The organism is Pseudomonas sp. TE12234 (assembly GCF_054061835.1).
Map to the genome: position 1 here is coordinate 86,332 of NZ_JBSSEP010000006.1, position 18,687 is coordinate 105,018.

An 18,687-nucleotide genomic window follows, 5' to 3' on the forward strand; every position below is an offset into this window, starting at 1 on the left:
TAATGCGCGTCATTATGGGCGGTCCGATACCGCCTGCAACCCTCTCAGGACATGCTTAATGCTCAAGGCGCTGCGTTTTTCCGGCTGGCCGCTACTGGCCGGCGTGCTTGTCGCTCTTTTGATAATCCAGCGTTACCCGCAGTGGGTCGGGCTGCCAAGCCTCGACGTCAATCTGCAGCAAGCTCCGCAAACCACCAGCGTGCAGCAAGGTCCGGTGTCCTACGCTGACGCGGTGACCATTGCCGCGCCATCCGTGGTGAACCTGTACACCACCAAAGTCATCAACAAACCCAGCCACCCGTTGTTCGAAGACCCGCAGTTCCGCCGTTTCTTCGGCGACAACTCGCCCAAGCAGAAACGCATGGAGTCGAGCCTGGGGTCGGGCGTGATCATGAGCCCGGAAGGCTACATCCTGACCAACAACCACGTGACCAGCGGTGCCGACCAGATCGTGGTCGCGCTCAAGGACGGTCGCGAAACCCTGGCCCGGGTGATCGGCAGTGACCCGGAAACCGATCTCGCGGTGCTGAAGATCGATTTGAAGAACCTCCCTGCGATCACCGTAGGCCGTTCCGACAGCATTCGTATCGGCGACGTGGCCCTGGCCATCGGCAACCCGTTCGGTGTCGGCCAGACCGTGACCATGGGCATCATCAGTGCGACCGGGCGCAACCAGTTGGGCCTGAACAACTATGAAGACTTCATCCAGACCGACGCCGCGATCAACCCCGGCAACTCCGGTGGTGCGCTGGTGGACGCCAACGGCAACCTGACCGGCATCAACACGGCGATTTTCTCCAAGTCCGGTGGCTCCCAGGGCATCGGCTTCGCGATCCCGATCAAACTGGCGATGGAAGTGATGAAGTCGATCATCGAACATGGCCAGGTGATTCGTGGCTGGCTGGGTATTGAAGTGCAACCGTTGACCCAGGAGCTGGCGGAATCCTTCGGTTTGTCCGGACGCCCGGGCATCGTGGTCGCCGGGATTTTCCGAGACGGCCCGGCACAGAAGGCCGGCCTGCAATTGGGCGATGTGATTCTCAGCATCGACGGCGAGCCAGCAAGCGATGGCCGTCGCTCGATGAACCAGGTCGCACGGATCAAACCGACCGACAAGGTCGTGGTTCAGGTCATACGCAACGGCAAGGAACTCAAGCTCACGGCGGAAATCGGCTTGCGTCCGCCGCCAGCGCCGGTCAAAGAGAAAGAAGAGGAGTGATACTGTCCTGGCGAGTCCTGCGGGAGCGGGACTTGCCCAAGAGGAACAATAACGCGGTGAACCACATACACCGCGCCGTTCCCATCGTGGGCAAACCACGCTCCCGCGGGGTTTAGAGCTCGCCCAAGCCGTCGATCAGCGCCTGATTCTGCTCTGGCGTACCGATGGAAATCCGCAGGAACTGGGCAATCCGCTCCTGCTTGAAGTGCCGCACAATCACACCCTGCTCACGCAGCTTGGCCGCCAGGCCCGCCGCATCGTGATTGGGGTGACGGGCGAAAATGAAGTTCGCTGCCGACGGCAACACTTCAAAACCCTTCGCCTGCAACTGTGCAATCACCTGCTCGCGATTCTCGATGACCAGCCGGCAGGTCTTGTCGAAGTACTCACGATCTTCAAACGCAGCCGCCGCGCCGACATTCGCCATCCGGTCCAGCGGGTAGGAGTTGAAGCTGTTCTTGATCCGCTCCAGCGCCTCGATCAGGTCCGGATGCCCCACCGCCAGGCCAACCCGCAGACCGGCAAGTGAACGGGACTTGGACAGTGTCTGGGTCACCAGCAGGTTTGGATAACGATCTACCAGGCTGATTGCCGTTTCGCCGCCGAAGTCGATGTAAGCCTCATCCACCACGACCACCGAATCCGGGCTGGCCTTGAGGATCTGTTCAATGGCATCGAGGGCCAACAGGCAACCGGTTGGCGCGTTCGGGTTAGGGAAAATGATCCCGCCGTTCGGTCTGGCGTAGTCCGCCGGATTGATCTGGAAATGTTCGTCCAGCGGCACCGCATCAAACTGGATGCCGTACAGGCCGCAGTAGACCGGATAGAAGCTGTAGCTGATGTCCGGGAACAGCAACGGCTGATCGTGCTGCAGCAAACCGTGGAAAATATGCGCCAGGACTTCATCGGAACCGTTACCGAGGAACACCTGGTTGGTCTGCACGCCGTAATACCTGGCGACCGCATTCTTGAGCAGATCGCTGTTCGGATCCGGGTACAAACGCAAATTGTCGTTCAGCTCCGCCTGCATGGCGGCCAGCGCTTTGGGCGATGGACCGTACGGGTTTTCGTTGGTGTTGAGCTTCACCAGTTTTGCCAGTTTCGGCTGTTCGCCCGGTACGTACGGCACCAGATTCTTGACGAACGGGCTCCAGAATTTACTCATGCTCAGTTCCCCTTCTTGTCGACAAGGATGCGGTATTCGGCGCTGCGGGCGTGAGCGGTCAGCGACTCGCCACGGGCCAGCACGGAAGCTGTTTTGCCCAGCTCGGATGCACCCTGCTCGGAGCAGAAGATGATCGACGAACGTTTCTGGAAGTCATACACCCCCAGCGGCGAAGAGAAACGTGCAGTGCCGGAAGTCGGTAGCACGTGGTTCGGGCCGGCGCAGTAGTCGCCCAGGGCTTCAGAGGTGTGACGCCCCATGAAGATCGCACCGGCGTGACGGATCTGCGGCAGCCAGGCTTGCGGATCGGCCACCGACAACTCCAGGTGCTCCGGCGCGATACGGTTGGCGACTTCGATGGCTTGGGCCATATCGCTCACCTTGATCAACGCACCCCGACCATTGATCGAAGTTTCGATGATTTGCGCGCGCTCCATGGTCGGCATCAGCTTGGCGATGCTGACGGCCACTTTGTCGAGAAATTCGGCGTCGGGGCTGACCAGAATCGCCTGGGCGTCTTCATCGTGTTCGGCCTGGGAGAACAGGTCCATGGCGATCCAGTCCGGATCGGTCTGACCGTCACATACCACGAGGATCTCGGACGGCCCGGCGATCATGTCGATGCCGACCTGACCGAACACGTGGCGCTTGGCTGTGGCGACATAGATATTGCCCGGCCCGACCACTTTGTCGACCTTCGGCACGCTTTCGGTGCCGTAGGCCAGCGCGGCGACAGCTTGTGCGCCGCCAATGGTGAACACACGGTCAACGCCAGCGATGCAGGCGGCGGCCAGCACCAGCTCATTGATCTCGCCACGCGGAGTCGGCACCACCATGACCACTTCGGTCACACCGGCAACCTTGGCCGGAATGGCGTTCATCAATACTGACGACGGGTACGACGCCTTGCCACCCGGCACATACAGGCCGGCGCGGTCCAGCGGCGTGACCTTCTGGCCCAGCACGGTGCCGTCGGCTTCGGTGTAGGTCCAGGAGTCCTGTTTCTGCTTTTCGTGGTAGCTGCGCACGCGGGCCGCGGCTTTTTCCAGGGCTTCGCGCTGCGCTACGGTGATGCGGGTGAGCGCCAGTTCCAGACGTTCGCGCGGCAGAATCAGATCGGCCATGGAGGCGACATCGAGCCCATCGAACTGACGGGTGAATTCCACCAGCGCGGCATCGCCACGCTCGCGCACGGCCTTGATGATGTCCAGCACCCGCTGATTGACCGAATCGTCAGACACACTTTCCCAGCTCAGCAGATGATCCAGATGATGTGCGAAATCCGGGTCAGCAGCGTTGAGTCGGCGAATTGCAGTCGGTGCGGTCATAGCGAGAGCCTCATAGGATTGGCAAAAAACTCAGGCGCCCGAAGCTAACATTCGATCCGCTTGGGCACCTGAGAATTCTGGCTATGAGGCGGATAGACGGCGCGACTCAAGGTCGCGCAAGTGAATCAGCCGCGGTGTCGAGACTCCACTGCCTTGCGCAGGGTGTCGATCAACGCCTGGATACGGGCGTGTTGCATCTTCATCGAAGCTTTGTTGACGATCAGCCGAGAGCTGATGGCAGCAATGAAATCCTGTGGCTCCAGGCCATTGGCCCGCAGCGTGTTACCGGTGTCGACCACGTCGATGATCTTGTCGGCCAGGCCGATCAGCGGCGCCAGCTCCATCGAACCGTATAGCTTGATGATGTCGACCTGACGACCCTGCTCGGCGTAGTAACGCTTGGCAACGTTGACGAACTTGGTGGCGATACGCAGGCGACCCTTGGGCTCGACTGCGCCGACCTTGCCAGCGGTCATCAGCTTGCACTGGGCAATTTGCAGGTCCAGTGGCTCGTACAGGCCCTGGCCGCCGTATTCCATCAGCACGTCCTTGCCGGCGACACCCAGGTCGGCGGCCCCATGCTCGACATAAGTCGGCACGTCGGTGGCACGCACGATCAGCAGGCGTACATCTTCCTGGGTCGTGGGAATGATCAGCTTGCGGCTCTTGTCCGGATTCTCGGTCGGCACGATGCCCGCTTCGGCCAGAAGCGGCAAGGTGTCGTCAAGGATGCGGCCCTTGGACAGTGCAATGGTCAACATGGGAAACGTCAGTCCTTATCAAGGTACTCATGTCCGGTCGCAAACGGCGCCGGACACACGTCGAGCCGGAATCCGGCTCGACTTCAACAATTCAACGGGCATGTCCTTATGCCCATGCAGCAGGAACTAGCCCGGTACGCGGCGGATCTTGGCGCCGAGCATCTGCAGTTTCTCTTCGATGCACTCGTAACCACGGTCGATGTGGTAGATGCGATCGATCAGGGTGTCGCCTTCGGCGATCAGCGCCGAGATGACCAGGCTGGCCGAAGCACGCAGGTCGGTCGCCATGACTGGCGCGCCCTTGAGCTTTTCGGTACCGGTCACGATGGCGGTGTTGCCCTCGACCTGGATCTTGGCGCCCATGCGGTGCAGTTCGTAAACGTGCATGAAGCGGTTTTCGAAGATCGTCTCGATCACGGCGCCCGTGCCTTCGGCAATGGCGTTGAGGGAGATGAACTGCGCTTGCATGTCAGTCGGGAACGCCGGATACGGCGCGGTACGCACGTTGACGGCTTTCGGCCGCTTGCCGTGCATGTTCAGCTCGATCCAGTCTTCGCCGCAGGTGATTTCGGCGCCCGCTTCGCGGAGTTTTTCCAGGACGGCTTCGAGAATGGTCGGATCGGTGTCCTTGACCTTCACGCGACCGCCAGTCACGGCAGCGGCGACCAGGTAGGTGCCGGTCTCGATACGGTCAGGCATCACTTTGTAAGTGGTCGGGTGCAAACGCTCGACGCCATCGATGGTGATGGTGTCGGTGCCGGCTCCGGAAACCTTGGCGCCCATGGCGTTCAGGAAGTTCGCCAGGTCAACGACCTCAGGCTCGCGTGCGGCGTTGGCCAGTACACTGCGGCCATTAGCCAGAGCGGCGGCCATCATGATGTTCTCGGTACCGGTCACGCTGACGGTGTCGAAGAAAAAGTGCGCGCCACGCAGGCCGCCTTCCGGTGCCTTGGCCTTGATGTAGCCGCCTTCGACGTCGATGACCGCGCCCATGGCTTCGAGGCCACGGATGTGCAGGTCCACCGGACGCGAACCGATGGCGCAACCGCCAGGCAATGCGACTTCGGCTTCACCGAAACGGGCAACCATCGGGCCCAGTACCAGAATCGACGCACGCATGGTTTTCACCAGTTCGTACGGAGCGATCAGGGTCTTGATGGTGCGCGGGTCGATTTCGACAGCCAGTTTCTCGTCGATGACCGGCTCGATGCCCATGCGACCGAACAGCTCGATCATGGTGGTGATGTCGTGCAGGTGCGGCAGGTTGGCCACAGTCACAGGGCCATCGCACAGAAGCGTCGCAGCCAGGATCGGCAGGGCAGAGTTCTTTGCCCCGGAGATGCGGATTTCGCCGTCAAGACGAGCTCCGCCAGTAATAATCAATTTATCCATAAGAATCTCGACGCCCTTGGGCTCAGGTGCGCTCGGCCCAGGCCGCGCTGCTGAAAAATTTCATAGTGACCGCATGGATGCTGCCGTCGGTGATCCACGGGTTCAAATGGGCATAGATCTGCTGCTGACGCTTGACCGGGCTCAATGCCGCCAGTTCATCGCTAATCACGTTCAGCTGGAAATTGCAGCCTTCGCCCTCAACTTCTACCTGAGTTCCTGGCAACTTTCCTTCAAGGAAGCTCTTCACTTCGGTGGCCTGCATGCTCAACCTCAATCGGCGCCCTGTGCGCGCGGGTCGGACATCATACAAAAAAGCCCCGCGCCTGCGAACCCCGCGAAGCAGGACTCTGACGGGGGGCTTCTTTATCGATGCGGGTTACGGATGCGCCAACAGCTCGGTCAGCTCACTGACCTGGGCAATTTCGCGCATGTCTTCGGGCATCCCGCGGATGCTCAGCGCCTTGCCGGCCGCCTGGGCATCACGCATGAAGCACAGCAGCAAGGACAGGCCGACACTGCTGGACTTCTCTACCGCCGAACAATCAACAACCAACGCCGCAGCCTTGCTGGACTTGATCAGCGCCTGCCCCTGCTTGCGCAGGTCAGGGCCGGTGCGGTAATCCAGCACGCCGCTGAGCTTCAGCTCGCCGGCTTCGTCCATCTGGACTGCCGACTCACTCATTGCGCTTGCTGCCCGGAGGATTTCTCGGTGGATTCCTTGGCTTTGGCGACTTCGCCGGCCCAACCGTTGATCGTCTTGTCCAGGTTGTTGCCATTGCGCTGCATCGCATCGGCGAACTGATCGCGGAACAGCTTGCCGATGTTGATGCCGTTGATGATGACGTTGCGCAGCTTCCACTCGCCATTGATCTTCTCGAGCGTGTACTGCACTGGATAAATCGCGCCATTGCTGCCCTTGACGGTCATGCCGACGCTGGTGCGATCGCCGGACTCATCCTTGGCCGGGTCAACGACGATCCCCTGGTTGTTGTACTCCAGCAGCGCATTGCCGTAGAACTGGAACAGACCTTTCTTGAAATTTTCTTCAAAGGTTTTCATCTGTTGAGGTGTCGCTTTACGCGAATACTTGACCGTCATGATGCTCTTGGAGATGCCCTCGGCATCCACCACGGGGCCAACGATGGTGTTCAGCGCCGTATAAAAGTCATTCGGGTCCTTCTTGTACTTTTCTTTATTGGCCGCCAGGTCGGCAAGCAACCGATTGGTGGTGTCCTGTACCAGATCGTGCGCGGAAGGCGCCGCCACGGCGTTAGCTACCAACGGCAGCGCCGCGAGCAATACCAACAGGCCACGTCGCAAGATAGAGATCATTTAACAACTCCTCATTTGGCGTCTTTGCTAACGGTATTGAGCAGGAATTTACCGATCAGGTCTTCCAGCACCAGCGACGACTGGGTGTCATGGATGGTCCCGCCATCCTTGAGCAGGGCTTCTTCCCCGCCCACGCTGATACCGATGTACTTCTCGCCCAACAGGCCAGCGGTCAGGATGGATGCAGTGGAGTCGACCGGCAGGTTATCCACGCGCTTTTCCACCTGCATGGTCACTCGACCGGTGAACGTGTCGCGATCCAGATCAATTGCAGTGACCTTGCCGATGGTGACACCGGCCATGGTCACTTTGGCTCTGACCGTCAAACCGGCGATATTGTCGAAGTATGCATAAAGTTTATAGGTATCGGTGCTCGGGCTTGGCGACAGCCCACTGACCCGCAGCGCCAGCAACAGCAAAGCCAGGATGCCAGCCAGCAAGAAAAGGCCGACACCGATTTCCAGGGTGCGGTTTTGCATCAGAAATCTCCAAACATCAAGGCGGTCAAAATAAAGTCCAGGCCGAGCACTGCCAAAGAGGCATACACCACGGTCTTGGTAGTGGCACGACTGATCCCCTCGGAAGTGGGCTCGCAGTCGTAGCCTTGGAATACGGCGATCCAGGTCACGACAAAGGCGAAGACGATGCTCTTGATGATGCCGTTGAGCACGTCATCAGAGAACGTCACGCTGTTTTGCATGTTCGACCAGTAGGAGCCTTCATAGACGCCCAACCAGTCGACGGCCACCCACGAACCGCCCCAAATGCCCACCACGCTGAAAATCATTGCCAGCACCGGCAGGGAAATGAAGCCGGCCCAAAGGCGCGGGGCAATGATGTACTTGAGCGGGTCGACCCCGATCATTTCCAGACTGGACAGCTGTTCGGTGGATTTCATGTTGCCGATTTCCGCCGTCAGCGCCGAACCGGCACGCCCGGCGAACAGCAAGGCAGTCACCACAGGCCCCAGTTCGCGCAGCAGCGTCAGCGCCACCATCTGGCCGACCGCCTGCTCCGAACCGTAGCTGGACAGAATGTTGAAACCTTGCAGCGCCAGCACCATGCCGATGAACACGCCGGAGACCACAATGATCACCAGGGACATCACGCCCACCGAGTGCAGCTGCTTGACCAACAGGCCAAAACCGCCACCAATGCCGCCTCGCCCCAGAAGCGCGTGAAACAGAAACAGTGCCGAACGTCCGAACACCGCCAGCACGTCGATGCCGGCCTGGCCGAATCGGCGCACTCGTTCCAGTAATGAAATCTTGCGCATCAACGCTTCCCCAGAAGATCTGCGCGGTAGTCCGTCGCTGGAAAGTGATAGGGAACCGGACCGTCCGGATCGCCAGTCATGAATTGACGGATACGCGGCTCCTCAGAGTTCATCAGCTCGTCAGGCGTGCCCTGCCCCAACACCTGCCCGTCACCCACCACATAGATGTAATCGGCAATGCTCGCGGTTTCGGCCAGGTCATGGGAAACCACGATACTGGTGATACCCAGCGCATCGTTGAGCAAGCGGATCAGGCGCACCAGTACGCCCATGGCGATAGGGTCCTGGCCAACGAAAGGCTCGTCATACATGAGAATTTGCGGATCGAGTGCAATCGCCCGGGCCAGCGCGACACGGCGCTTCATGCCGCCGGACAGCTCGTCAGGCATCAGGTCGATGGCGCCCCGCAGGCCGACGGCCTGCAATTTGAGCAGGACGATATCGCGGATCATTTCGTCCGGCAGCTCGGTGTGGACACGCAGCGGAAAAGCGACGTTCTCGAACACATCGAGATCGGTAAACAGTGCGCCGCTCTGAAACAGCACGCCCATGTGCTTGCGGGCGTCGAACAGATCGCTGCGCGACAGCTTTGGCAGGTTCTGGCCATTGACCCAGACTTCGCCGATGGTGGGCCGCAATTGCGCGCCCATCAACCGCAAGAGCGTGGTCTTGCCACACCCGGAAGGCCCCATGATGCCGGTGACCTTGCCGCGGGGAATACGGATATCGACGTTATTGAAAATGCTGCGCGCACCGCGCTTGAAGGTCAGTCCCTTCAGCTCGACCGCGTAGGCGTTATCGGCACTCATCTAAACTCCTTGCGATGCAGCCTCTCACTCGGACGCCTGGCTTTCTGACAAAAGCACATCTCCCCGGGCGGGCCGAACTGGCGGCGAACTATATCACTGCAAAGGCCACGCGCCCAAGGCCAATGCCGGGCCTTATTCAGCAAGATGACAGGTGAGAATGCTTATTTAGAGGGATTGGAGAGCCGGGAATGATAATGCGCGACGAACTTGCGTGAGGGTTTCGATCATAACCGCTATAATCGCGGGCTTTTCATCAGGCTATACGATTCCGACATGAGCCAATCCAGCGACCTGATTCAATCTGCACAACGCACCATCCGCCTCGAGGTCGAAGCCGTACAAGGCTTGCTGCCGCATATCGACGCGGATTTCGTGCGCGCTTGCGAGATGATTCTGGCCAGCAAAGGCCGCGTAGTCGTGGTCGGCATGGGCAAGTCCGGGCACATCGGCAACAAGATCGCCGCTACCCTGGCCAGCACCGGCACCACGGCGTTTTTCGTCCACCCGGCCGAAGCCAGCCATGGCGACATGGGCATGATCACCCGCGACGACATCATTCTGGCCCTGTCGAACTCCGGCTCCACCCATGAAATCATCACCCTGTTGCCACTGATCAAGCGTCTGGGCATCCAGTTGATCAGCATGACCGGCAACCCGAACTCGCCGCTGGCCAAGGCCGCCGAGGTCAACCTGAACGTTCACGTCGAGCACGAAGCCTGCCCGTTGAACCTGGCCCCTACGTCTTCCACCACCGCCGCGCTGGTCATGGGTGACGCCCTGGCCGTCGCACTGCTTGAAGCCCGTGGATTTACCGCCGAAGACTTCGCCTTTTCCCACCCGGGCGGCGCACTGGGCCGACGCCTGCTACTGAAGGTGGACAATGTCATGCACGCCGGACAGGATTTGCCGCAGGTCCAGCGTGGAACCCTGCTCAAGGACGCGCTTATGGAGATGACCCGCAAGGGCCTGGGCATGACCGTCATTCTCGAAGCCGATGGCAAACTGGCCGGAATCTTCACCGACGGTGATTTGCGTCGCACGCTCGACCGCAGTATCGACATCCACAGCGCCACGATTGATCAGGTCATGACCGCCCACGGCAAGACCGCCCGCGCGGAGATGCTCGCCGCCGAGGCCCTGAAAATCATGGAAGACCATAAAATCAACGCACTGGTCGTGGTCGACAGCGAAGACCGACCGGTTGGCGCCTTGAACATGCACGATTTGCTGCGTGCGGGAGTAATGTAATGAGCACGGACCTGCTGCAACGCGGCCAACAGATCAAACTGGCCGTATTCGATGTCGATGGCGTCCTGACCGACGGCCGCCTGTATTTCCTCGAAGACGGTAGTGAATTCAAGACCTTCAACACCCTCGACGGCCAGGGCATCAAGATGCTGATGGCGGCCGGTGTGCAGACCGCGATCATCAGCGGTCGCAAGACCCCGGTAGTAGAGCGACGAGCAAAAAACCTCGGCATCGGGCACCTCTATCAGGGGCGCGAAGACAAACTGGTGGTGCTCGACGAGCTTCTGGGCCAACTCAACCTAAGCTATGAACAGGTTGCCTATCTTGGCGACGACCTGCCCGACCTGCCGGTGATTCGGCGCGTCGGCCTGGGCATGGCCGTGGCCAATGCCGCAAGCTTTGTGCGCGAACACGCTCATGGCGTGACCCAGGCCCGCGGCGGCGAAGGTGCCGCCCGAGAATTCTGCGAATTGATCCTGCGCGCCCAGGGCCGCCTCGATGCGGCAAACGCCGCGTACCTGTGAGCCAAACATGTCGTTGAAAAAAATTCGCAACATCCTGGTGTTTGGCTGCATCGCCGCGATTTTTGCCGCGGTCGGCTACTGGAACATCAGCCCGGAACGCTTCCTCGACAAGCAAGTGGCACCCGTCGACGAAAGCCAAATCGACTATTACGCTACCAACGCCCACAGCGTGCAGTTCCTGCCCGATGGCAGGCTTCAATACGAAATGACGTCTGACAAAGTCGAGCACCTGAAAGCAACCGACGTGACGTTGCTGACCAACCCTGACCTGAACATGTTCCGCGGCACCGAGTTCCCGTGGCACGTCCAGAGCGAAAAGGGTGAAGTCAACCCGGACGGCACGCAGGTTGAACTGATCGATTCGGTACGCATCACGCGTTTCGACGAAAAAAACCGCAGAACGCTGATCACCACCACCCGCATGACGGTGTTCCCGCAGCAGCAATATGCGCAGACCGAGCAACCCGTTAGAATCGACGGCGCTGGCGGCGTATCGACTGGTACCGGAATGAAAGCGTATTTGAAAGAAAGCAGGATACACCTGCTTTCGAACGTAAGAGGACAGTATGAGGCTCGTTAAAACCCTCCCTATTTTGCTCAGTCTGGGCGCAGCACTGGGAAGCGTGAGCGCCTGGGCTCTGCCGAACGATCAAGAGCAGCCTATCCGCATTCAAGCCGACGACGCCCAACTGGACGACAAGAATGGCGTTGCCACCTATAAAGGCGATGTGATCATCACCCAGGGCTCGATGATCGTTAAGGGCAACACCGTAACCATCACCCGCACCCCGACTGGCGACATCGATGTCGTGACTTCGGTGGGCAACCTCGCCTACTTCGAACAGCTGCAAACCCAAGGCGACACCAAGCCCGTCCAGGGCTGGGGTGTGACCATCCAGTACCACGCCTCGCAAAACCGCGTGGTGCTGATCGATCGCGCCAAAGTCATCGACAAGGACAACAACACCACCCAGGGCGAGAAAATCGTCTACGACACCGTCAAGAAGCTTGCGAGCGCTGGCCGTGCAACAGGCAACAAGGTCACCGAAGCGCGTCCGCGCATCGACATGGTGATCCAGCCGAAGAAGAAAACCGACGAGCAAAAGGCCCAGTAATGGCAACTCTGAAAGCTCAGCATCTGGCCAAGAGCTACAAGAGCCGCCAGGTCGTGCGTGATGTCAGCCTGTCCATCGACAGCGGTCAGATCGTCGGCCTGCTGGGCCCTAACGGCGCCGGCAAGACCACCTGCTTCTACATGATCGTAGGCCTGGTACAGGCCGATCAGGGTCGCGTACTGATCGACGATCTGGACGTCAGCCACCAGCCCATGCACGGCCGCGCGAAGGCCGGTATCGGCTATCTGCCGCAAGAAGCGTCGATCTTCCGCAAACTGTCGGTCGCCGACAACATCATGGCCATCCTCGAGACCCGCAAGGAACTCGACAAGGCCGGTCGTCGCAAGGAACTGGAAAGCCTGCTCCAGGAGTTCCACATCAGCCACATCCGTGACAGCCTCGGCATGAGCCTGTCCGGTGGCGAACGCCGCCGTGTGGAGATCGCCCGTGCCCTGGCGACCAACCCGAAATTCATCCTGCTCGACGAACCCTTCGCCGGCGTGGATCCGATTTCGGTGGGCGACATCAAGCAGATCATTCATCACCTCAAGGCCAAGGGCATTGGCGTGCTGATCACCGACCACAATGTCCGCGAAACCCTGGACATCTGCGAAACCGCCTACATCGTCAACGATGGCCAACTGATCGCCGAGGGCGACGCTGAAACCATCCTGGCCAACGACCTGGTCAAGGAAGTGTATCTGGGCCATGAGTTCCGCCTGTAAGCACTGAGGTGTCTGGCTAGTCGACGGGCGCTTGTCTCGATAAAAAATCAACATTTTTTTATTGTTACAGCGCTCTAGGCAAACACTTCAGTTTCGGGCATATAATTTGCTTATGTTTGGCGCTCCGGCGCCCTGTAGTGGATGGCGCATGTGCGCCGGCGAATAAGGTGTTAAGCCCCTGCCATGAAACCATCGCTAGTCTTGAGAATGGGCCAGCAGCTGACGATGACACCGCAGCTGCAACAGGCCATCCGCCTGCTCCAATTGTCGACCCTGGACCTGCAACAGGAAATCCAGGAGGCCCTGGAGTCCAATCCGATGCTCGAACGCCAGGAAGACGGCGACGACTTCGATAACACCGACCCCCTGGCCGACAACGTCGAACAGAAGCCCAACCCCGACATTCAGGAACCCTCCTACCAGGAAAGCGCACCGACGGTTGATAACCTCGAGGAAGGCGACTGGAACGAGCGCATTCCCAATGAACTGCCCGTCGACACCGCCTGGGAAGACGTCTACCAGACCAGTGCCAGCAGCCTGCCGAGCAACGATGACGACGAGTGGGATTTCACCACCCGCACATCGGCCGGCGAAAGCCTGCAAAGCCACCTGTTGTGGCAATTGAACCTGGCGCCAATGTCCGACACCGATCGCCTGATCGCCGTGACCCTGATTGATTGCATCAACAATCAGGGCTATCTGGACGAGACGCTCGAGGAAATCCTCGAAGCCTTCGATCCGGAACTGGACATCGAACTGGACGAAATCGAAGCTGTTCTGCACCGCATCCAGCAATTCGAACCCGCCGGTATTGGTGCCCGCAACCTGGGCGAATGCCTGCTGCTGCAATTACGTCAGTTGCCGGCCAAAACCCCTTGGCTGAACGAAGCCAAGCGCCTGGTCACCGATTTCATCGACCTGCTCGGCAGCCGCGATTACAGTCAACTGATGCGCCGCATGAAGCTCAAGGAAGACGAACTGCGCCAGGTGATCGAACTGGTTCAGAGCCTTAACCCACGCCCAGGCTCGCAGATCGAGTCCACTGAAGCCGAATACGTCGTTCCCGACGTGATCGTGCGCAAGGACAACGAACGCTGGCTGGTGGAGCTCAATCAGGAGTCGGTTCCACGTCTTCGGGTCAACGCCCAGTACGCCGGTTTCGTGCGTCGCGCCGACACCAGCGCCGACAACACCTTCATGCGCAATCAGTTGCAGGAAGCCCGCTGGTTCATCAAAAGCCTGCAAAGCCGCAACGAAACCCTGATGAAAGTAGCCACCCAGATCGTCGAGCATCAACGCGGCTTCCTGGAGTACGGCGACGAAGCCATGAAGCCGCTGGTTCTGCATGACATCGCCGAGGCGGTCGGCATGCACGAATCGACGATTTCACGCGTGACCACACAGAAATTCATGCATACCCCTCGGGGCATATATGAACTGAAATACTTTTTCTCCAGCCATGTCAGCACCTCCGAAGGTGGCGAATGCTCGTCCACGGCGATCCGCGCGATCATCAAAAAACTGGTTGCTGCGGAAAATCAGAAAAAGCCGTTGAGTGACAGCAAGATCGCTGGTTTACTGGAGGCACAAGGCATTCAGGTGGCTCGCCGCACCGTCGCCAAGTACCGCGAATCCCTGGGGATCGCGCCTTCGAGCGAACGCAAGCGGTTGATGTAGAGCCACGCCACAGCGTTCCAGTGGTAGATCATCTGATCTACCGCTTTATGCACTGGCAACGAAGGAGAAGCTGTATGCAAGTCAACATCAGTGGACACCAACTGGAAGTGACCGAACCTCTTCGCACCTACATCGGCGAAAAACTCGAACGATTAGAGAGGCATTTCGACAAGATCACCAACGTTCAGGTCACGATGACCGTCGAAAAGTTGAAGCAGAAAATCGAAGCCACGCTGCATATTCCCGGCAATGAAGTGGTCGCCAACGCGGAACATACCGACATGTACGCGGCGATCGACGCACTGACCGACAAGCTGGACAAACAACTCAAAAAGCATAAGGAAAAGACCCAGAGCCTCCTTCAGGGCGCTACGGGTCGTTAACACTCCCAACCCATGATCCGACTTGAAAGCATCCTGACCCCCGGCCGTTCCCTGGTGAACGTGCCGGGCGGCAGTAAAAAGAAAGCCCTCGAGCAAATTGCCAACCTGATCGCCCGGGAAGTGCCGGATCTGGAGATGCAAGATGTCTTCGAGGCTTTGATTGCCCGCGAAAAACTCGGCTCGACCGGTTTTGGCAACGGTATCGCCATTCCCCACTGTCGCCTGAAGGGTTGTACCTCGCCCATCAGCGCTTTGATGCACCTTGACGCCCCCATAGATTTCGACGCCATCGATGGCGCACCGGTTGACCTGTTGTTCGTTCTGTTGGTCCCGGAAGCTGCTACCGATGCGCACCTGGAGCTTTTGCGCCAGATCGCCAGCATGCTCGACCGCAAGGAAGTGCGCGAAAAACTGCGCAGTGCCCCGAGCAATGAAGCCTTGTATCAGGTTGTCCTGAACGAGCAAAACGGTCAGTAATCATGCGTTTGATCATCGTCAGCGGCCGTTCCGGCTCGGGTAAAAGTACCGCCCTCGATGTGCTTGAGGACAACGGCTACTACTGCATCGACAACCTGCCTGCCGGGTTGCTGCCGGAACTTGCCGAACGCTCGTTGATTCACACCGAGCTGGTACAGCCACTCGTTGCTGTCTCCATCGATGCACGCAACCTGCCGAGCCACCTGTCGCGGTTTCCCGAGCTGCTGGAAGAAGTCCGCAGCCGGCATATCCAGTGCGATGTGCTGTACCTGGACGCTGATGAAGAAACCCTGCTTAAACGCTTTTCCGAAACCCGTCGCCGTCATCCACTGAGCAGTGCCAATCGCTCGCTGGCCGAGGCGATCAACGATGAAACCAGCTTGCTCGGCCCCATTGCCGACCTCGCCGACCTCAAGGTCAATACCACCAACCTTAACCTGTATCAGTTGCGCGATACGATCAAGCTGCGCCTGCTGAACCAGCCGGAACCCGGTACGGCGTTTCTGGTGGAATCCTTTGGCTTCAAGCGTGGCATGCCGGTGGACGCCGATCTGGTGTTCGACGTGCGCTGCCTGCCCAATCCCTACTGGAAACCCGAGCTTCGGGCGCTGTCCGGGCTTGATCAACCCGTTGCCGAGTACCTTGCTGCCCAGCCGGATGTGGAAGAAATGTTCCAGGATATTTCTACATATCTGCTCAAATGGTTGCCCCGCTTTGCCGCCAGCAACCGCGCCTATGTCACTATTGCCATTGGCTGCACCGGCGGGCACCACCGATCTGTCTACCTGACCGAACGCCTGGGCAAGACGCTGCAACAATCCCTGAAGAACGTCCAGGTTCGCCACCGCGACCTCAGCTAAAGGATTCACACCGCGATGCCTGCTCTGGAAATCGAAATCATCAACAAACTCGGCTTGCATGCCCGTGCTTCTGCAAAATTCGTCGGGGTCGCCGGTGAGTTCAAGGATTGCACGATCAGAGTAGGACGCACTCCGGAATCCACGGTCGACGGCAAAAGCATCATGGCCATGATGATGCTCGCTGCGGGCAAGGGAACCAAAATCTATATCAACACCGAAGGCGAAGACGCGCAAAGGGCACTGGATGCGTTGAAAGACTTGATCAACCGCTATTTCGACGAAGGCGAGTAGACGCCAATCCAGGCTAAAGCTGCTCTGTAGCCCAATAAAAAAGGCGCACCACCAGATCAGGTGGCGCGCCTTTTTTGTGACGAACGGGTTTAGCTGCCCGCCACCGTCATTCGCTCGATCAGCACAGAACCCGTACGAATGTTGCTGCGCAGTTCCAGGTCATTACCCACGGCAACGATCTGCTTGAACATGTCGCGCATGTTGCCGGCGATGGTGACTTCCTGGACGGCAAACTGGATTTCGCCGTTCTCTACCCAGTAACCCGCCGCGCCACGGGAGTAATCGCCAGTCACCATGTTCAAGCCCTGGCCCATCAACTCCGTGACCAGCAAGCCGCGTCCCATACGACGCAACAAGGCTGCCTGATCCTCGTCGCCATGGGTAACGAACAGATTGTGCACCCCGCCGGCATTCGCGGTGCTCGGCATGCCGAGTTTGCGACCGGAGTAAGTACCGAGGATGTAAGAGACCAGCTCGCCCTTTTCGACGAACGGCTTGGCGTAGGTCGCCAGTCCATCACCATCGAACGCCGCGCTGCCCATGGCTCGCATCAAGTGTGGCCGCTCGTCGATGGTCAGCCATTCCGGAAACAGCTTTTGCCCCAGGGTGCCTTCGAGGAACGATGATTTGCGATAAAGACTGCCGCCGGAAATCGCCGACAGGAAGCTACCGAACAAACCACCGGCCAACTCAGCGGAAAACAGCACTGGCACTTCGCAGGTCGGCACCGGACGCGCCCCAAGACGACTCGCTGCACGTTGCGCGGCACGCTGTCCGATGCTCACCGGATCAGCCAGCAAATTGCCCTGACGGTTCACGTCATACCAGTAATCGCGCTGCATCTGGCCATCGGCCTCGGCGATCATTACACAGCTCAGGCTGTGTCGGGTCGAAGCGTAACCGCCAACAAACCCGTGGCTGTTACCGTAAACACGGCAACCTTGGTGGGTGCTCAGCGTAGTGCCGTCGGCATTCTTGATCCGGCTGTCGGCAGCAAACGCGGCCGCTTCACAGGCCAGGGCCTGCTCGATTGCCTGCTCTGGCGTGATATCCCATTGGTGGAACAGGTCGAAATCCTGAATGTCACGAGCCATCAAAGCGGCATCCGCCAGGCCCGACGCTTCGTCTTCAGAGGTGTGTTTGGCAATGGCCAAGGCGGCGGCCACGGTTTCACGAATCGCCTCAGGACCGCTGGCCGAGGTGCTGGCCGAACCCTTGCGCTGGCCAACGTACAAGGTGATGCCAAAACCCTGATCACGGTTGAATTCGACGGTTTCAACTTCGCGCTGGCGCACCGTGGTCGACAGGCCCTGCTCCAGGGACACCGCCACTTCACAGGCACTGGCCCCCTGACGCTTGGCTTCAGCGATGATTTGCTCGACTTGTTCTTGCAGTGCCGGCAACGCTTGTGGGCCGACGCTTTCAACTGCACTCATGCTGTTCTCCACTCAAATTCTGCTTTCGGTATAGGTCATCGAGCGACCGGGCCGGACAAGCGGCCCCCGACTGGTTATCATGGCGGCGTTTCTTTGCGGACGGCCACCATGGTTGATTCTTACGACGACTCCCTCGATACGGGAGAAAAAAGCAAATCCCAGGTCAAACGCGAGCTGCATGCTCTGGTTGACCTTGGCGAGCGCCTTACAACACTCAAGCCTGACTTGCTGGCAAAACTGCCCTTGACCGACGCGTTGCGCCGGGCCTTGGCCGATGCGCCCAAGCACGTTGCGAACATCGCGCGTAAACGGCACCTTCAGTTCATCGGCAAACTGATGCGCGATCAGGACACTGACGCCATTCTGGTTTTGCTCGATCAACTCGATGCCTCCACTCGCCAATACAACGAACGCTTCCACAACCTGGAGCGCTGGCGTGATCGCCTGATCGCCGGCGACGACGCAGTCCTGGAGAAGTTCGTCATCGACTACCCGGAGGCTGATCGCCAGCAATTGCGCTCCCTGATCCGTCAGGCCCAGCACGAATTGGCGACCAACAAGCCACCGGCATCGAGCCGTAAAATCTTCAAGTACATCCGTGAGCTGGACGAGACTCAACGCGGTCTGCGCTGAGACTCTGATCGGGTGAGTCGCCTGGCGGCTCACCCG

23 protein-coding genes are annotated in these 18,687 nt (G+C 59.2%); 12 read left to right on the forward strand and 11 right to left on the reverse strand.

Going from position 1 to position 18,687, the window contains the following annotated elements; genetic code table 11:
- The first annotated feature begins 58 nt into the window (after positions 1-58).
- Entirely contained in the window at positions 59-1,219 is a 1,161-nt protein-coding gene (gene algW / locus ACVWYU_RS11840) for a Do family serine endopeptidase AlgW (protein ID WP_247255995.1), read from the forward strand.
- A gap of 112 nt (positions 1,220-1,331) precedes the next feature.
- On the opposite strand, the gene hisC is transcribed toward algW, so the two are convergent.
- The 10 genes from hisC to ACVWYU_RS11890 form a co-directional block, all read right to left on the reverse strand.
- A complete protein-coding gene (gene hisC, locus ACVWYU_RS11845; RefSeq protein ID WP_457372755.1) occupies positions 1,332-2,384 on the reverse strand; it encodes a histidinol-phosphate transaminase in 1,053 nt (350 codons plus the stop codon).
- A gap of 2 nt (positions 2,385-2,386) precedes the next feature.
- On the reverse strand, positions 2,387-3,712 hold the full coding sequence (gene hisD / locus ACVWYU_RS11850; protein WP_090316141.1) for a histidinol dehydrogenase: 1,326 nt from the start codon (positions 3,710-3,712) through the stop codon (positions 2,387-2,389).
- A 125-nt stretch (positions 3,713-3,837) separates the two neighbouring features.
- Positions 3,838-4,473, reverse strand: coding sequence for an ATP phosphoribosyltransferase (gene hisG, locus ACVWYU_RS11855; protein WP_008018703.1), 636 nt, complete (start codon positions 4,471-4,473; stop codon positions 3,838-3,840).
- A gap of 126 nt (positions 4,474-4,599) precedes the next feature.
- Complete coding sequence (murA, locus tag ACVWYU_RS11860; protein WP_090316138.1) at positions 4,600-5,865, reverse strand: UDP-N-acetylglucosamine 1-carboxyvinyltransferase; 1,266 nt, start codon at positions 5,863-5,865, stop codon at positions 4,600-4,602.
- Positions 5,866-5,887: 22 nt separating this feature from the next.
- Positions 5,888-6,127 carry a BolA family protein gene (locus tag ACVWYU_RS11865; RefSeq protein ID WP_047537750.1) on the reverse strand — a complete coding sequence of 80 codons (240 nt, stop codon included), beginning with the start codon at positions 6,125-6,127 and terminating at the stop codon, positions 5,888-5,890.
- 114 nt (positions 6,128-6,241) lie between these two features.
- Positions 6,242-6,547, reverse strand: a complete 306-nt coding sequence (locus tag ACVWYU_RS11870) for an STAS domain-containing protein (protein ID WP_090316136.1) — start codon at positions 6,545-6,547, stop codon at positions 6,242-6,244.
- Positions 6,544-7,197 (reverse strand): MlaC/ttg2D family ABC transporter substrate-binding protein, encoded by a 654-nt coding sequence (locus tag ACVWYU_RS11875; protein WP_247255998.1) that lies wholly within the window; start codon positions 7,195-7,197, stop codon positions 6,544-6,546. The genes ACVWYU_RS11870 and ACVWYU_RS11875 overlap by 4 nt, the downstream gene beginning before the upstream one ends.
- An 11-nt stretch (positions 7,198-7,208) precedes the next feature.
- A complete protein-coding gene (gene mlaD / locus ACVWYU_RS11880) occupies positions 7,209-7,676 on the reverse strand; it encodes an outer membrane lipid asymmetry maintenance protein MlaD (RefSeq protein WP_247255999.1) in 468 nt (155 codons plus the stop codon).
- Positions 7,676-8,473 (reverse strand): lipid asymmetry maintenance ABC transporter permease subunit MlaE, encoded by a 798-nt coding sequence (gene mlaE / locus ACVWYU_RS11885; RefSeq protein ID WP_090316126.1) that lies wholly within the window; start codon positions 8,471-8,473, stop codon positions 7,676-7,678. Before mlaE ends, mlaD begins: the two co-directional genes overlap by 1 nt.
- A complete protein-coding gene (locus ACVWYU_RS11890) occupies positions 8,473-9,282 on the reverse strand; it encodes an ATP-binding cassette domain-containing protein (RefSeq protein WP_090316124.1) in 810 nt (269 codons plus the stop codon). The genes mlaE and ACVWYU_RS11890 overlap by 1 nt, the downstream gene beginning before the upstream one ends.
- 273 nt (positions 9,283-9,555) lie before the next feature.
- On the opposite strand from ACVWYU_RS11890, the gene ACVWYU_RS11895 reads away from it, so the two are divergent.
- From ACVWYU_RS11895 to ACVWYU_RS11940, 10 genes are all read left to right on the forward strand, one after another.
- Positions 9,556-10,530 (forward strand): KpsF/GutQ family sugar-phosphate isomerase, encoded by a 975-nt coding sequence (locus ACVWYU_RS11895; protein ID WP_390958743.1) that lies wholly within the window; start codon positions 9,556-9,558, stop codon positions 10,528-10,530.
- Positions 10,530-11,054 (forward strand): KdsC family phosphatase, encoded by a 525-nt coding sequence (locus tag ACVWYU_RS11900; RefSeq protein WP_457372756.1) that lies wholly within the window; start codon positions 10,530-10,532, stop codon positions 11,052-11,054. The genes ACVWYU_RS11895 and ACVWYU_RS11900 overlap by 1 nt, the downstream gene beginning before the upstream one ends.
- A 7-nt stretch (positions 11,055-11,061) precedes the next feature.
- A complete protein-coding gene (lptC, locus tag ACVWYU_RS11905) occupies positions 11,062-11,634 on the forward strand; it encodes an LPS export ABC transporter periplasmic protein LptC (RefSeq protein WP_457372757.1) in 573 nt (190 codons plus the stop codon).
- A complete protein-coding gene (lptA, locus tag ACVWYU_RS11910; protein WP_390958741.1) occupies positions 11,621-12,169 on the forward strand; it encodes a lipopolysaccharide transport periplasmic protein LptA in 549 nt (182 codons plus the stop codon). Before lptC ends, lptA begins: the two co-directional genes overlap by 14 nt.
- Positions 12,169-12,894 (forward strand): LPS export ABC transporter ATP-binding protein, encoded by a 726-nt coding sequence (lptB, locus tag ACVWYU_RS11915; protein ID WP_090316106.1) that lies wholly within the window; start codon positions 12,169-12,171, stop codon positions 12,892-12,894. Before lptA ends, lptB begins: the two co-directional genes overlap by 1 nt.
- Positions 12,895-13,077: 183 nt before the next feature.
- On the forward strand, positions 13,078-14,571 hold the full coding sequence (locus ACVWYU_RS11920) for an RNA polymerase factor sigma-54 (protein WP_090316103.1): 1,494 nt from the start codon (positions 13,078-13,080) through the stop codon (positions 14,569-14,571).
- A 74-nt stretch (positions 14,572-14,645) separates the two neighbouring features.
- Positions 14,646-14,954 (forward strand): ribosome hibernation-promoting factor, HPF/YfiA family, encoded by a 309-nt coding sequence (gene hpf, locus ACVWYU_RS11925; RefSeq protein WP_007941242.1) that lies wholly within the window; start codon positions 14,646-14,648, stop codon positions 14,952-14,954.
- Positions 14,955-14,966: 12 nt separating this feature from the next.
- Positions 14,967-15,431: a PTS IIA-like nitrogen regulatory protein PtsN gene (gene ptsN, locus ACVWYU_RS11930; protein WP_090316100.1), complete on the forward strand. Its 465-nt coding sequence runs from the start codon at positions 14,967-14,969 to the stop codon at positions 15,429-15,431.
- A 2-nt stretch (positions 15,432-15,433) separates the two neighbouring features.
- The gene (gene rapZ, locus ACVWYU_RS11935) at positions 15,434-16,291 is read left to right on the forward strand and encodes an RNase adapter RapZ (protein WP_457372758.1); all 858 of its coding nucleotides are present in this window, start codon (positions 15,434-15,436) and stop codon (positions 16,289-16,291) included.
- A gap of 15 nt (positions 16,292-16,306) precedes the next feature.
- Positions 16,307-16,582: an HPr family phosphocarrier protein gene (locus ACVWYU_RS11940; RefSeq protein WP_248914335.1), complete on the forward strand. Its 276-nt coding sequence runs from the start codon at positions 16,307-16,309 to the stop codon at positions 16,580-16,582.
- Between the two features lie 89 nt (positions 16,583-16,671).
- Here ACVWYU_RS11940 and pmbA read toward each other — a convergent pair whose 3' ends face one another.
- On the reverse strand, positions 16,672-18,018 hold the full coding sequence (gene pmbA / locus ACVWYU_RS11945) for a metalloprotease PmbA (RefSeq protein ID WP_090316094.1): 1,347 nt from the start codon (positions 18,016-18,018) through the stop codon (positions 16,672-16,674).
- A gap of 108 nt (positions 18,019-18,126) precedes the next feature.
- On the opposite strand from pmbA, the gene yjgA reads away from it, so the two are divergent.
- Positions 18,127-18,651, forward strand: coding sequence for a ribosome biogenesis factor YjgA (gene yjgA, locus ACVWYU_RS11950; RefSeq protein ID WP_090316091.1), 525 nt, complete (start codon positions 18,127-18,129; stop codon positions 18,649-18,651).
- Positions 18,652-18,687: the final 36 nt, after the last annotated feature.